This is a genomic window from Streptomyces sp. NBC_01481 (genome assembly GCF_026339995.1).
In the GTDB taxonomy this organism is placed as follows: domain Bacteria; phylum Actinomycetota; class Actinomycetes; order Streptomycetales; family Streptomycetaceae; genus Streptomyces.
The window spans coordinates 609383-624030 of sequence record NZ_JAPEPT010000003.1; the positions used below are offsets into that span (position 1 = coordinate 609383).

The following is a 14648-nucleotide window of genomic DNA, read 5'->3' on the forward strand; positions in this document are numbered from 1 at the left end:
TGAGCCCGAAACGCCGCGGACCGCGGCCGCGACGACACCCGCACCCGCCGCGGCCGAGTTTCAACGTCCGCGACTACGGAGCTGTCGGCAACGGCTCCACCAACGACACCGCGGCCATCAACAAGGCCATCGCCGCCGCCAACACCGCGGGCGGCGGAATCGTGCGCTTCCCCTCGGGGACGTACGAGTCCAAGAACACGATCAGGATGAAGAGCAATGTCACCCTGCAGCTCGACGCGGGGTCGACGATCAGCGGAAACGGCGCTGACACCTATGACCCGCCCGAGCCGAACCAGTGGGACGACTACCAGGACTACGGCCACAGTCACTTCCACAACGCCATGATCTACGGCGACAACCTCAGCAATATCGGCTTCACCGGCTCCGGCGTCATCGACGGCGACGGCGCGCTGATCACCGGCAACCCCAAGCCGGGCGAAGCCGACAAGATCATTTCACTGACGCGCTGCAAGAACCTCACGCTCAGCGGCATCACCCTGCGCGAGGGCGGCCACTTCGCCGCGCTCATCAACAACTGCGACAACGTCGTCTCCGACCGTCTCACCATCGACACGGCGATGGACCGCGACGGCTGGAACATCATCTCCACCACCAACGTCAAGATCACAAACGCCCATCTGGAGGCGAACGACGACGCGCTCGCCTTCAAGAGCGACTACGCGCTCGGCGCCAAGCTCAACAACGGGCATGTCACCGTCACCGACTCCCATCTCTCCGCCGGCTGCTGCAACGCGCTGATGTTCGGCTCCGAGACCTGCGGCGACTTCACCGACTACCGCTTCGAGCGGATCACCATCAAGGGCTCGGACAAGTCCGGCCTCGGTCTGGTCTCCATGGACGGCGCCAAGATCTCCGACGTCCACTACAAGGACATCACCATGACCGACGTCCGTTCGCCGATCATGCAGAAGGTCGGTACGAGAAAACGGTGTGGGAGCAACCCCGGCGTCGGCTCCATCAGCAACATCACGTACACCAACATCAAGGCCAACGGCACGACCCCGTCGTTCTCGCCGACCCTGTGGGGCGAGTCCGGGAGCGGCCGCATCCACGACATCACCTTCACAGACGTCGACATCACCGTGCCCGGCGGCAACGGCACCATGTCCACCAACCCGCCGAGCAACGACCCGAAGGACTACAACCCCAAGGCGATCGGCACCCGCCCCGCCTACGGCTGGTACATCCGCAACGCCGACAACGTCCGCTTCACCGACAGCGAGGTGCGCTTCGCGGCGAATGACGGCAGGCCCTCCGTCATCGCCAACAACAGCACCGGCGTCCGCTTCGACCGCTTCACCGCGCAGCGCGGCAGCAACAGCCCGTCCGATCTGCTCTTCCAGTCGGTCAACGGCTACTGCGTCGCGGGCAGCGCCAACACGAGCGGCGGCCCTCTGCGTGTCAGCCAGACCGGCTCCAGCCAGAACTGCGGCGGCGGACCCTCGCCCATGCGGTACGAGGCCGAGAACGCCGCGTACTCCACCGGCTCGACCGTCGACTCCGACCACACCGGCTACTCCGGCACGGGCTTCGTCAACACCCCCAACACCGTGGGCGCGTACGTGGAGTGGACGGTGAACGCCACCGAGGCGGGCAGCGCCGACCTCGTCATCGCCTACGCCAACGGCACCACCACATCCCGCCCGCTGGACATCGCCGTCAACGGAGTCACTGTCGCCGCCGCCTCCCCCTTCGCCGGCACCGGCGCCTGGTCCACCTGGCGCACGGTCACCGTGCCCGTCGCGCTCAAGGCCGGAGCCAACACCGTCCGCGCCACAGCCACCACCGCGAACGGCGCACCCAACCTCGACTGTCTGGACGGCCCGGCATGACCAGACGCCTCTTGGCGCGGCTGGTGCTGGTGGGCGCGCTGCTCCTCGGCACGCTCACCCTGCAGGGCCCCGCCCGCGCCGATCTGGAACACCCGCGCCAGGACTTCCTGCGCTCCTCCGTCGGCGGTCTCTTCCTGCACTGGGGCCAGCGCACCACCCCCTCGCACACGAGCTGCAGCCAGTGGGAGTCCGATGTCACGGGCGGCGGCTGGACGCCCGACTACTGGGTGCAGGAAGCGCAGAAGCTGCACACCCAGTACCTCGTGCTCGCCACGTTCCACAGCCGCCTCGGCTACGCCCGCCCCTGGCCGTCCAAGATCCCCGGAAGCTGCAGTACCAAGCGCGACTTCCTCGGTGAGCTGATCACCGCCGCCAAGGCCAAGGGCCTCAAGACGATCCTCTACATGACCGACGACCCTCAGTGGCACGACGAGGGCGGCCATGAATGGCTCGACTCGGCGGCGTACTCGACGTACAAGGGCCGCACCGTCGACCTGACCGGCCGCGACGGCTTCGGGGAGTTCAGCTACGACAACTTCTTCGAGGTCATGGACCGCTATCCGGACCTCGGAGGCTTCTGGATCGACAACGACAACGCGTACTGGGAGAGCCGCAACCTCTACGCGCAGGTGTACCAGAAGCGCCCGAACTACACGATCAGCAACAACAACGAAGACACGCCGATCATGGACATGATCAGCAATGAGCAGAAGACGGGGATGAGCCCGTCGTACGACTACCCGCAGGCCGTCTACACGGCGGCGCCCCGGCTGGTCGAGGCCGACTTCAAGCTCCCCTCCACCGGATCGTGGTGGTACACCGGCTCCGATCCGGCCGTCGACCGCAAGCTCACCCTCGGGCGGCTCATCACCAACGCAGGCTCCTCGGTGAAGGCGCTGATGGCCGAGACGGCGATGGTCAACGGCAGACTCCCGGGCAACCAGGTCGCGTTCAACAACTTCGCCAAGGGCTATCTCGACGCCATCGCCGAGTCGCTGCACGGCACCGAGGGCGGCGGCTACCTGCACGGCGGCCTCGCGCCCGGGTTCTGGAACGACGGCTCCCACGGCGTCACCACCGTCAGCAGGGCCGACCCGGACAAGCACTACATCCATGTGCTGACCCCGCCCTCCGCCTCCACCCTGCGGCTGCGGGACAACGGCTACCGGGTGACGGGCGTGACCAACCTCCGTACCGGTGCGCCCCTTGCGTACAGCCAGAGCGGCGGCATCCTCAGCCTCACCGGACTCGGCGGCTGGGACCCGTACGACACCGTCTTCAAGGTCATCACGGCCGGACGCGAAGGCATCATCCCCGCCTCCTCGTACACGATGAGCGCCAGCGCGTCGGCGGGCGGACACGGGGCCGCGGCCGCCGCCGACGGCGACTACCGCACCTATTGGGACAGCAACAAGACCACGCCCGTCTCGCTCCGCTTCGACCTCGGATCCGCGAAGCGGGTGCAGTACATCGGCGTCAACCAGCGGGAGGACTCGGTCAGTTACGCACGCTCCGGCACTGAGCAGTCCGCCCGGATCAGGGACTACCGGGTGTACGTCAGCAACGACGGCACCACCTGGGGAAGCCCGGTCAGGACCGGCACCCTGCCCAGCCGCCGAGGCGTCGCCGTCATCGACATCCCCGCGACGACCAACCGCCATGTCCGTCTCGAAGTGGTCAACACCCATGCGGCATCGAGCGATTCGACCCGATACAAGCGGCTGCGGATCGACGAGGCGTGGATCGCCAGCGCCTACGCAGGGGGCGGCACCACTCCGACGCCCAGCCGGTACGAGGCCGAGGACGCGGCCTACTCGACGGGCTCGACCGTCGACTCGGACCACACCGGCTTCACGGGCACCGGCTTCGTCAACACGCCGAACGCGGCGGGCGCGTATGTGGAGTGGACGGTGCAGTCGGCCACCGCCCGCAGCGCCTCGATCGCGATCCGGTACGCCAACGGCACTACGACCGGCCGCCCGCTGGATGTCTCCGTCAACGGCACGGTCGTCTCCCCGAACCGGACCTTCGACGGCACCGGCTCCTGGACCACCTGGGCCGACTCGACCCTGACCGTCCCGCTCGCCGCCGGGGCCAACTCCTTACGCGTCACCGCCACCGGCGCGAACGGCGCACCCAACCTCGACCACCTCGATGTGGAGGCGCCATGCTGCGTCTAATGGGGGGACGCCCCCCAACCCCCCCGCCCCTGAGAGCCCTGCTGGTGGGAGCGCTCGCGATACCCCTTGCCGCCGCCGGACTGACCGCGGCCCCGCCACCGGCCGCCGCGTCCGACAACGGCCTGTCCGTCCGGCCCGCGATGGGCTGGTCCAGCTGGAGTTTCGTACGCCGCCAGCCCACCGAGGCCAAGCTGAAGGCCCAGGCGGACGCCCTGGTCAGCAGCGGTCTCAAGGACCACGGCTACCTCTACGTCAACCTCGACGACTTCTACCAGAAGTGCGATTCCAACGGCTTCACAGTCGACCAGTACGGGCGCTGGGCCGTCGACTCGGCGAAATTCCCCTCGGGCATCAAGGCGCTCGCCGACTACATCCACTCCAAGGGGCTGAAGTTCGGCTTCTACGTCACGCCTGGTATCGCCAAGAACGCCGTCACCAAGAACACGCCGATCGAAGGGACCTCGTACCACGCGAAGGACATCGCCGACACGTCCAAGCTGGAGAAGAACTACAACTGCAAAAACATGTACTACATCGACTACAGCAAGCCCGGCTCCCAGGAGTTCGTGAACTCCTGGGCCCGCCAGTTCGCTTCCTGGGGAGTCGACTACCTCAAGATCGACGGCGTCGGCAGCCACGACATTCCCGACGTGCGTGCCTGGGACAAGGCTCTGCGCGCATCGGGCCGCCCCATCAACTACGCACTCTCCAACAACCTCGCCATCGCCGACGCCCCCACCTGGCGACAGCTCGCCAACAGCTGGCGCACGCAGGGCGATGTCGAGTGCTACTGCGGCCCCGGACCCAACGGCAGCGGCTTCCCGCTCACCGACTGGAACCACATCACCTCCCGGTTCAACTCGGCGGCGAACTGGCAGCAGTACGCCGGACCCGGCGGCTGGAACGACCTGGACTCACTCGAGATCGGCAACGGCGACCAGGTCGGCCTCAACGCCGACCAGCGACGCTCGCACATGACGCTGTGGGCGATGGCCGCCTCCCCGCTGCTGCTCGGCACCGACCTCACCGCGCTCAACGCCACCGACAAGGCGATGCTCACCAACGACCGGCTGATCGCGGTCAACCAGGACGGTGTCGCCGCCAGACGCATCGTCAACTCCGGCCCCCAGCAGGTCTGGAGCAAGCGCGAGCCGAATGGCGACTACATCGTCGCCCTCTTCAACACCGGCACCTCCGGCAACCAGAGCGTCGCCGTGAACTGGTCCCAGGTCGGCTTCTCCGGAGCCGCTGCCGTCACCGACCTCTGGTCGGGCCAGAGCGGTGGCCTCGTCAACGGCTCGTACAGCGTCACCCTGCGACCGGGGGAGACCCGGCTGATCCGGGCCACCCCGCAGTCGGGCACCACCGTCCGGTACGAGGCCGAGAACGCCTCCTACAGCACCGGGGCGAGCGTCGACACCGACCACGGCGGCTTCAGCGGCACGGGCTTCGTCAACACGGCCAACGCCGCAGGCGCGTATGTCGAGTGGACGGTCGAATCGGCGACCGCCCGGGATGCCGAACTGACCATCCGCTACGCCAACGGCACCACGGCGGGCCGGCCGATGGACATATCCGTCAACGGCGCCGTCGTCTCCGCGGGCCGGGCCTTCGACGCCACCGGCGCGTGGACCACCTGGGCCGATTCCACCCTCACCGTCCCGCTCAAGGCGGGTTCGAACACCGTACGCGTCACCGCCACCACGGCGAACGGCGCACCCAACATCGACTACCTCGACAGGGGATAACCGACGTGCGACCCCCCACCAAACGGCTCCGTAACTCCGCGATCGGCGCCGCAGTCACCGGACTGCTGGGCTCCCTGGCGATGGCGGCCTCCCCGGCGGTCGCCGGCGCGGCACCCGATGCCGCCCCGAAAGCGCCGGGCGCGATGGCCGCGGCACCGTACGAATACCTCGGCTGGGGCAGCCCCCAGAAGCCGACCGACGTCATGGCGGCGACGGGCGTGAAGTGGTTCACGCTCGCCTTCATCCTCTCCGACGGCGGCTGCAACCCGAAGTGGGACGGCAGCCGCGCCCTCAAGGGCGGCTCCGACGAGTCGGCCATCAAGTCCATCCGCGCGGCGGGCGGCGACATCGTCGTCTCCGTCGGCGGCTGGAGCGGTGCGAAGCTCGGCGAGAAGTGCTCCAGCGCCACCGCGCTCGCCGGGGCGTACCAGAAGGTGATCGACGCGTACAGGCTCAAAGCCTTCGACATCGACATCGAGGCGAGCGAATTCGGCAACGCGACCGTGCGCCAGCGCGTCGTCGACGCGCTGAAGATCGTCGAGCAGAAGAACCCCGGCATCGTCACCTACATCACCATGGGCACGACCCCCAGCGGCCCGGACGCCACCGGCAAGGACCTGATCAAGCGCGGCGCCAGGTCGGGTCTGGCCGCGGACGCCTGGGTGATCATGCCCTTCGACTTCGGCGGCCACAGCGGCACCATGGGCCAGGCCTCGGTCAGCGCACTCGAAGGCCTCAAGAGCGCGGTCAAGAGCGCATACGGATACAGCGACTCCGCCGCCTACCAGCACATCGGCGTCTCGTCGATGAACGGCAAGACCGACGTGGCCGGGGAGACCGTCACACTGAACGACTTCAGGACGATCCTCGCGTACGCGCAGCAGCACCACATCGCGCGCTACGCCTTCTGGTCCGTCAACCGCGACCGCAGCTGCGGCTCGGGCGGGGACGCGGACGCCTGCAGCGGTGTCTCTCAGTCCCCCTACGCCTACACCAAGATCGTGGCCCAGTACGGGGGCTGACACCCCGTCGGCGGCACGAGCCTTCGCCGACCGCTGCCCGGCGCGGAACTCCTGCCCCGCGCCGGGCAGTTCACCTCAGTGGTAGAGCGCGTCCACCTCGACCGAGTAAGCCGCCTCGATCGCCTTCCGCTTGAGCTTCAGCGAGGGTGTGAGCAGACCGTGCTCCTCGCTGAAGGGATGCGCCAGGATCCGGAACGTACGGATGGACTCGGGCTTGGACACCAGGGTGTTGGCGGCCACCACGGCCCGGCGGATCTCCATCTCCAGATCCGGGTCGCGCACCAAGTCGGCGGGCGCAAGCGGTGCCTTGTTCTGCATGGCGAGCCAGTGGTCGACGGCCTCCTGGTCCACGGTGACCAGCGCCGCGATGTACGGACGGTCGTTGCCGACGACGATGCACTGCGCCACCAGCGGATGGTTGCGCACACGCTCCTCAAGGCCCACGGGTGAGACGCTCTTGCCGCCCGAGGTCACCAGGATCTCCTTCTTGCGCCCGGTGATGGTCAGATAGCCGTCCTCGTCGAGCGCCCCGAGATCGCCGGTGGCCAGCCAGCCGTCGTGCAGTACGGCATCGGTGGACTTCGGGTCGCCGAGATAACCGCCGAAGATGTGCGCTCCGTGCAGCCACACCTCGCCGTCCTCGGCGATGTGCACCGTGGTGCCGGGGATCGGCTGGCCGACCGTGCCGTAGCGCGTGCGCTCCGGCGGGTTCGCGGTTGCCGCCGCCGTCGACTCGGTGAGTCCGTATCCCTCGAAGACGGTGACGCCCGCGCCCTCGAAGAAGAGCCCGAGCCGCCGGTCCATGCCCGAGCCGCCGGACATCGCGTGCCGTACGCGGCCGCCCATCGCGTCACGAACCTTGCCGTAGACGACCTTCTCGAAGAACTGGTGCTGCATGCGCAGCCCCGCCGACGGTCCCGGGCCGAGCCCGAAGGCCCGGTGCTCCATGGCTTCCGCGTATCTCACCGCCACGTCGACGGCCTTGTCGAACGGGCCCGACTTCCCGTCGGCCTCCGCCCTGCGGCGCGCGGCGTTGAAGACCTTCTCGAAGATGTACGGCACAGCCAGGATGAACGTCGGCCGGAACGCCGCCAGGTCCGGCAGCAGCGCGCTCGCCTGCAGCACCGGCTGATGGCCGAGCTTGACCCGGCCGCGCACCGCCGCGACCTCGACCATCCGCCCGAAGACATGGGCGAGCGGCAGAAAGAGCAGGGTCGAGGCCTCGTCGCCGGGTTTGGAGTGGAACACCGGCTCCCAGCGTTCGATCAGGGTGTCGGTCTCGAACATGAAGTTGGCGTGGGTGATCACACAGCCCTTGGGGCGGCCGGTGGTGCCGGAGGTGTAGATCACGGTGGCGATCGAGTCGGGAGTCACCGCCCGCCGGTGGCGGTGCACCACCTCGTCGTCGATGTGCGCGCCCGCCTCCAGCAGCTCGGCGACGGCCCCGGCGTCCAGCTGCCACAGCCGTTTCAGCTGAGGCAGCCGGTCGATGACCGAGCCGATGGTCATGGCGTGGTCCTCGTGCTCGACCATGCAGGCCGAGACCCCGGCGTCGTGCAGCATCCAGAAGACCTGCTCGGCGGAGGAGGTGGGATAGACCGGCACCGACTGGGCGCCGACGGTCCACAGCGCGAAGTCGAAGAGCGTCCACTCGTAGCGCGTAGGGCACATGATCGCGACGCGGTCCCCGAACCGCACACCGTGCGCGAGCAGCCCCTTGGCCAGGGCCAGCACCTCGTCGCGGAACTGCGCGGAGCTCACGTCCTGCCAGTTGCCCGAGGCATCCTTGCGTCCGAGGGCGACCCGCTCGGGATCGTCCTCGGCATGGTCGAAGACCGCGTCCGCAAGTCCGCCTACCTGAGGCGCCGCGGCCATGGGTGGGACAGTGAACTCGCGCAATGGCCTGCTCCTTGTGGCGCTCCCCGCACAGCGCCGTGACGCTACCCCACGCCGCCGCGGGGCGGGAGAGGCTTCATGAACTGTGGACGAATGGCATCACCACAGGTCAGGTGCAGATGTCCGGCAACATGGTGCAGGCCCGGGCGGGGTTCTGACCCCACGGTAAGTACGCCGGGCCGGAATCTCCACCGAATCTGTACGGTGCGCTCACCGTCGCTCTACGCCTGCCGGGCCTTGGTCCGTACCTGCGCCGTCGATGCGGTCGGCCGGACGGTTGTTATCGTACCGAAAGCCGCCGCGCCGAACGCCGTCGGCCGCGACACCGCAGCCCTCGTCAGCCCGCTGTCACCCACCGCGGTGCAGCCGGTCCCCGCCCGCGAGGATCGACGCCGCCAGAGCGTCCGCCGCCCCCCGCGCCTCCCGGTCCGCTCCGGCGCGGCGGCCGTGCAGCAGGACGAAGTCCACATCGCCGAGCTCGGGCAGACCCGCACGGGCCTGAACCGGGACGAGGCCCGGCGGAATCAGCCCGCGGGTGTGGGCCATCACGCCGAGCCCGGCCCGCGCCGCCGCGATCAGACCGCTCAGGCTCGTACTCGTACAGGCGATGTGCCAGGCGCGGCCGTCGGCCTCCAGGACCTCCAGAGCGCGGGCGCGCGTGATCCCCGGCGGCGGAAAGACGATCAACGGGACCGGGCGGTCCGGGTCCAGCCGCAGCTGCGGGGCGCCGATCCAGGTCAGGGTGTCCTGCCAGACCAGCTCGCCATGCGTGTCACCCGCCCGCCGCTTGGCCAGCACCAGATCGAGCCGGCCCGCCTCCAGCCGCTCGTGCAGGGTGCCCGACAGTTCGACCGTGAGTTCCAGATCGACCTCCGGGTGATCGCGCCGGAACGCCTGCAGGATCTCCGGGAGCCTGGTCAGTACGAAGTCCTCGGAGACCCCGAAACGCAGCCGTCCGCGCAGCCGCGTCCCCGCGAAGAACGCGGACGCGCGCTCGTGCGCCTGCAGGATCGTCCGGGCGAAACCGAGCATCGCCTCGCCGTCCTCGGTCAGCTCCACGCTGTGCGTGTCCCGGGTGAACAACGGGCGCCCTGTCGCCTCCTCCAGCCGCCGCACATGCTGGCTCACCGTCGACTGACGCAGACCGAGCCGACGGGCGGCCTGGGTGAAGCTCAGGGTCTGGGCGACCGCGAGGAAGGTACGCAGCTGGGCCGGGTCGTACATCCTTCGAGGCTACGCGTCATCGCGATACGTGATGACAGTCAGAGCGGTATACGGGATTCCCGATCGCCCCTCTCGGCGGCAGCATGGAGAGGGCCCGTCCCGACCCGAGAGCAAGTGGAGCACATGAGCCGCCGCACGAAGCTGCCGTCCTGGCTGCCGGTCGATCCGTACATCCTGGCGCTGCTCGGGACGGTGGTCCTCGCGGCACTGCTCCCGGCGTCGGGAGCGGCGGCGGACATTGCGGGCGGAGCATCGACCGGGGCGGTCGCGCTGCTCTTCTTCCTGTACGGCGCGCGACTGTCCACAGGCGAGGCCCTCGACGGGCTACGGCACTGGCGGCTCCACCTGACCGTGCTGGGCGCGACATTCCTGGCCTTCCCGCTCCTCGGCATCGCCGCCCGAAGCCTCGAACCGCTGGTGCTCACGCCGCAGCTCTACAGCGGCCTGCTCTTCCTCTGCCTTGTCCCGTCGACGATCCAGTCCTCGATCGCCTTCACCTCCATCGCCCGCGGCAACGTCCCCGCGGCGATCTGCGCGGGCTCCTTCTCCAGCCTCGCGGGCATCGTCCTGACCCCGCTCCTCGCGGCCCTGCTGCTCGGCGGCACCGGGGGCGGCTTCTCCGCGGACTCCCTGCTGAAGATCGTCCTGCAGCTGCTTGTGCCGTTCCTGGCAGGGCAGTTGCTCAGACGATGGATCGGCGGCTTCCTGCTCCGCCACAAGAAGGCGCTCGGCTACGTCGACCGGGGCTCGATCCTGCTCGTCGTCTACACCGCCTTCAGCGAAGGCATGGTCGCGGGCGTCTGGCACCAGGTCACGCCCCTGCGCCTCGGCGCGCTGCTCCTGGTCGAGGCGCTGCTGCTCGCGGCGATGCTCGCGCTGACCTGGTACGGCGCGAAGCGGCTCGGCTTCGGCCGGGAGGACCGGATCGCGATCCAGTTCGCGGGCTCGAAGAAGAGCCTGGCGGCGGGGCTGCCGATGGCGAGCGTGCTGTTCGGGGCGCAGGCGGCTGTGGCGGTGCTGCCGTTGATGCTTTTCCATCAGATGCAGCTGATGGTGTGCGCGGTGATCGCGAAGCGGCGGGCGCGGGACGTGGTGACCGCGGTGCCGTTCCCCCACCCCGCCCCTTCCCGAAACTGGGGCAGTCAGACAAAGGAAAGGCCCTAGCAGTAACCCGCGTGCAGAAAGCCGCGCCGGCCCGGTGCCCCCAGGTCCAGCGGGATGGTGACATGGCTCGGCAGGGCGGTGAAGGGGGCGTTCGGCAGGATGAACTCGCGGCCGGTGTACCTCTCCCGCACGCTCTGCCGGTCGGCGGGCTGACACATGAACGGATTGGCGTACGTGTTGTACCCCAGCCCCACACCGGTGTTGAGGAACCCGGCGTCCTGGCACTGGAACAGCGCGCCCCGCAGCGCCGAAGCGTCCCGGTGGCCCCGGTAGCGCGTCTGGAAGTTCGCGAAGCACGTCCGGGAGTCGCCGCCGTCGTACGGGGACGGGCCAGCCGCCAGCGCGCCGAGGAACGAGCGGTCGCAGCCGATCTCCGCCGAGGGAGCCTCACCCGCGAGCAGTGCGTCGCGGCGGCAGCCGGTGACCTCCTCGAACGCCCCGACGACGTCCTCACCCCGGTCCAGCCGGGAGTACGCGACGACCAGGTCGCGCTGGGCCGCGAGCGGATACGCCCCCGTCGTACCGAACTCCTCGTCGAGCAGCCGGAACCAGGTCTCGAAGGCCGGCACCTGCGCACGGACGCCGGACGGCAGCGTGTAGACCTCCAGATCGGTCGGCGTCGACCAGTCGTCCAGTCCCGGGTAGCCGACGTAGGACAGGACGCCGATGCCGACCTTGGCCGGCTGGTCGCCGTACCGCGCGCGCAGCTTCAGGTACTGCTCCAGGTTGGTGCTGGAGCCGGCCCAGGCGTAGCGGAAGCCGCTCGGGTAGAGGGAGGTCTGGCCCCGGGCGTACGTGGTCCCGAAGAGGGACGGCGCCACGCACCGGACCTCGCGCGCCTCCCACGCGGCCCGGTACGCGCCCGGTGTGGAGACGCAGCCGGCGGCGACGCTCGCGCCGTCGCGGGAGAGCGGGAACGCGCTCGGTGCGCCCGCCAGCAGGAACAGTCCCGCCACGAGGGCGGCCAGCAACCGGGCGCGCGATCCGAGGGATTGTTTGTCGGTGATTCATGGGGCTCAGTCTCGAAACGGGCTCGCGGCCCCGCCAGCCCACTGCTCCACCCGGCTCAGCGGGGCCATTCCCCCGGTCTGTCACACGGGCGGAAGAAAACGGCCGGGCGGCGGACGGACAACCGCCGCGCCGGACGACCCCTGGTCGTCCCAGGTGTAGTGATCGCGACGCGTTGTTAGCACTCGCGGGTCTTGATCATGGCAAAGGCCTCCGTGTGTGGTGGAGGTGTCGAATCTTCACCGCACGGAGGTCGTGTCCCACTTTGATGCCCGGCTGACCGTCTTCGGGAGGTGGCTGCTGGTTGAACGTCCGTTCCGGCCGCCCGGTCGCTCACGTGGCCGCAGAAATGGGCATCTCGGGGGCCACCGCCCACAAGTGGGTCCGCCGGTGGCGGGCGGAGGGAGATGTAAGCGTCCCGGCTCTACCCCGGAGCGGACCCCAAACGGCCACCGCGCGGCGTCGGGCAGCGTCGCGGCCGGCACCACGGACCCGCCCACCCCGCCGCACCGGGTAACCCCGCACCCCGTGCCGCCGGACGCCCACCCCGCGGCACCGGGTGACCCCGCGCCCCGCACGGAAACCGCACCGGGTAACGCCGCACCCCGTACCCAATCCGCACCAGGCAACCCCGCACCGCACCCCCCACCCCCCGACTGGCAAGATCGCCAGGTGACGACGTACGCGACACGCCCCCACCGCCCCCGCCCCTGCACCCTCGTCGTATGCCGCGGGTGCTGCTGTGGCGACCCCCGCAAGAACCCCGGCACCGACCACGACGGGCAGTTGGCTCGGCTGCGCGAAGCCGCCGCGGGCTCCGGTGGGCGACTCGCGGTCCGTACGAGCGACTGCCTCGGCCCCTGTGGTCAGGCGAACGTGATCGTGGTCCAGCCCACCACCGAGGCCCGCCGCCGGGGAGCCCGTGCGGCCTGGATCGGCTGGGCGCTCGACGACGACGCGACGGACGACGTGCTGGAGTGGGTCGCCGCCGGCGGTCCCGGCGTGGCCGAACCCCCCGCCACCCTCGCGCTCCAGATGATCCCGCCGCCCTCCGAGGCCCGTCGCCGGGCCCGCTGACCCACCGTCACACGCGGGCCCGCCGCCTCGTTCACCCAGTCTTCGTCCGGACGTCCCCGCTCCGGCCCCGCCGTGCCCGACCCCTTCGCCTAGCGTGCTCACCGTTCACCCCGACGAACGCACCGCGGAGACGTCCATGTCCAGTCCCCTCCACCAGCCCGACGGTCCCCTCCCCGCCGCCAGCCGTCGCACGTTCCTGCGTGCCACCGGACTCACGGGCGCGGCCGCCGCGGCCGCGGCAGCGGGACTCGCCACCGCCACGCCCGCCGCGGCGCTTCCCCAGCAGAAGTCCGCTGACAACGTTGCCAGTTGGCGTCCCGACCCGGACAGTCAGAGATTCACTTTCGTCGTCATGCCGGACACCCAGTACCTCTTCGACGGCGCCAGCATCCACGCCGCCCCCGTCAAGGCCTCCCTGCGCTACATCCTCGACCACGGCCGCGACGAGAACATCGTCTTCCTCTCCCACCTGGGCGATCTCACCGAGAACGGGCAGCCGGGCGAATTCGGGCCGCTGAGCGAGGCGTTCGAGCTCCTGGACCGGCGCCGCGTCGGCTAAGCGTCGTCGCCGGCAACCACGACATCAAGTCCTCGACCGACGACCAGCGCGGCCGCACCCCCTACCTTGACGCCTTCGGCCCGCAGCGCCTGCGCCGGCTCCCCACCTTCGGCGGCGCCACGCCCGACGGCTACAACACGTACCACCTCTTCCGCGCCGCCGGCCGCGAATGGCTGGTCCTCGCCCTGGACTGGCGGCCCTCGGCGGCCTCGCTCGCCTGGGCCAGGGGTGTCAAGGCCGTCTCCCGGACCCGGTCGACACCACCGAGCCGCAGCCCGGCAGCGACTTCTGGCCGGGCCAGTTCAGCCGTACGCACGTGGGTGTGACCCGCTACGGCTACCGCCATGTGATGGCCGGGCTGCGGGCCGGCCGGGTCTGGGTCGACCACGGCCAGCTGCTCGACGGCGTCGACGTACGGGTGAACAGGGAGCACGGCATCGGCCGCGGCGTGACTCTGGGCAGCAGGTTGCGCGTACGCCGCGGCGAGAAGATCGTCCTCAACGTCACCGTCACCACCGCCACCCGCCCCAACCACCACGGCGAAGTGCCTCGGCTCGCCCACCTCGACGTGATCCGCGGCGCGGTGTGCGGCCCGGCCGCCGACCGCGACGAGTGGCGCGCACCCGACACCAAGGTCGTGCACACGGCCGATGTCGCTGGCCGCACGGGCCGGTACACGCTGCGCATCCCGCTGGGGAAGGCCGAGGAGTCCTTCTACGTACGGCTGCGCGGCAGCGACGGCAAGCGCAACGGCCCCGGCTTCCTGGGCGCGGCGATCGACCCGCACGGACCGATTCCGCACGAGCCGGGCAACGGCGACGCGTGGGCGGACACCTGGTGCTACACCAACCCGGTCTTCGTGGACGTCGTCCGCTGACGAAGAGCACACGAAGGGACCCGGCCCGCGCACGGGCGCT

General features: G+C 69.8%; 9 protein-coding genes and 3 pseudogenes. 9 read left to right on the plus strand and 3 right to left on the minus strand.

The genetic code is table 11. The features are described 5' to 3' along the window. Positions 1–116 precede the first annotated feature (116 nt). From OOK40_RS19285 to OOK40_RS19300, 4 genes are read left to right on the plus strand one after another with little or no spacing between them, the layout of a single operon-like run. Entirely contained in the window at positions 117–1853 is a 1737-nt protein-coding gene (locus OOK40_RS19285) for a glycosyl hydrolase family 28 protein (RefSeq protein WP_266484435.1), read from the plus strand. Beyond that, a complete protein-coding gene (locus OOK40_RS19290; RefSeq protein WP_266483132.1) occupies positions 1850–4033 on the plus strand; it encodes a discoidin domain-containing protein in 2184 nt (727 codons plus the stop codon). Before OOK40_RS19285 ends, OOK40_RS19290 begins: the two co-directional genes overlap by 4 nt. 44 nt (positions 4034–4077) lie before the next feature. Then, complete coding sequence (locus OOK40_RS19295; RefSeq protein WP_266483136.1) at positions 4078–5781, plus strand: CBM35 domain-containing protein; 1704 nt, start codon at positions 4078–4080, stop codon at positions 5779–5781. Between the two features lie 5 nt (positions 5782–5786). Further along, on the plus strand, positions 5787–6803 hold the full coding sequence (locus OOK40_RS19300; protein WP_266483139.1) for a chitinase: 1017 nt from the start codon (positions 5787–5789) through the stop codon (positions 6801–6803). A 75-nt stretch (positions 6804–6878) separates the two neighbouring features. On the opposite strand, the gene OOK40_RS19305 is transcribed toward OOK40_RS19300, so the two are convergent. Further along, positions 6879–8678: a long-chain fatty acid--CoA ligase gene (locus OOK40_RS19305; protein ID WP_266483143.1), complete on the minus strand. Its 1800-nt coding sequence runs from the start codon at positions 8676–8678 to the stop codon at positions 6879–6881. Between the two features lie 369 nt (positions 8679–9047). After that, positions 9048–9923, minus strand: coding sequence for a LysR substrate-binding domain-containing protein (locus OOK40_RS19310; protein WP_266483146.1), 876 nt, complete (start codon positions 9921–9923; stop codon positions 9048–9050). Positions 9924–10046: 123 nt separating this feature from the next. Here OOK40_RS19310 and OOK40_RS19315 point away from each other — a divergent pair, with 123 nt between their 5' ends. Then, positions 10047–11087, plus strand: a complete 1041-nt coding sequence (locus OOK40_RS19315) for a bile acid:sodium symporter family protein (RefSeq protein ID WP_266483149.1) — start codon at positions 10047–10049, stop codon at positions 11085–11087. On the opposite strand, the gene OOK40_RS19320 is transcribed toward OOK40_RS19315, so the two are convergent. Next, positions 11084–12043: a hypothetical protein gene (locus OOK40_RS19320; protein ID WP_266483153.1), complete on the minus strand. Its 960-nt coding sequence runs from the start codon at positions 12041–12043 to the stop codon at positions 11084–11086. The genes OOK40_RS19315 and OOK40_RS19320 overlap by 4 nt on opposite strands. A gap of 307 nt (positions 12044–12350) precedes the next feature. Here OOK40_RS19320 and OOK40_RS19325 point away from each other — a divergent pair. The 4 genes and pseudogenes from OOK40_RS19325 to OOK40_RS19340 all read left to right on the plus strand — a co-directional run. Then, positions 12351–12504, plus strand: a pseudogene (locus tag OOK40_RS19325) (leucine zipper domain-containing protein); the annotation flags it as partial. A 263-nt stretch (positions 12505–12767) separates the two neighbouring features. Then, positions 12768–13172 (plus strand): (2Fe-2S) ferredoxin domain-containing protein, encoded by a 405-nt coding sequence (locus OOK40_RS19330; RefSeq protein WP_266483156.1) that lies wholly within the window; start codon positions 12768–12770, stop codon positions 13170–13172. Positions 13173–13308: 136 nt separating this feature from the next. Further along, positions 13309–13970 (plus strand): annotated as a pseudogene (locus OOK40_RS19335) (metallophosphoesterase); the annotation flags it as partial. Further along, positions 13967–14608 (plus strand): annotated as a pseudogene (locus OOK40_RS19340) (histidinol-phosphatase); the annotation flags it as partial. The pseudogenes OOK40_RS19335 and OOK40_RS19340, both read left to right, overlap by 4 nt. Positions 14609–14648 lie beyond the last annotated feature (40 nt).

Coding starts and splice junctions, on each gene's coding strand:
- OOK40_RS19315 (WP_266483149.1), top strand. CDS start 10,047: ATGAGCCGCCGCACGAAGCTGCCGTCCTGGCTGCCGGTCGATCCGTAC.
- OOK40_RS19305 (WP_266483143.1), bottom strand. CDS start 8,678: ATGGCCGCGGCGCCTCAGGTAGGCGGACTTGCGGACGCGGTCTTCGAC.
- OOK40_RS19290 (WP_266483132.1), top strand. CDS start 1,850: ATGACCAGACGCCTCTTGGCGCGGCTGGTGCTGGTGGGCGCGCTGCTC.
- OOK40_RS19310 (WP_266483146.1), bottom strand. CDS start 9,923: ATGTACGACCCGGCCCAGCTGCGTACCTTCCTCGCGGTCGCCCAGACC.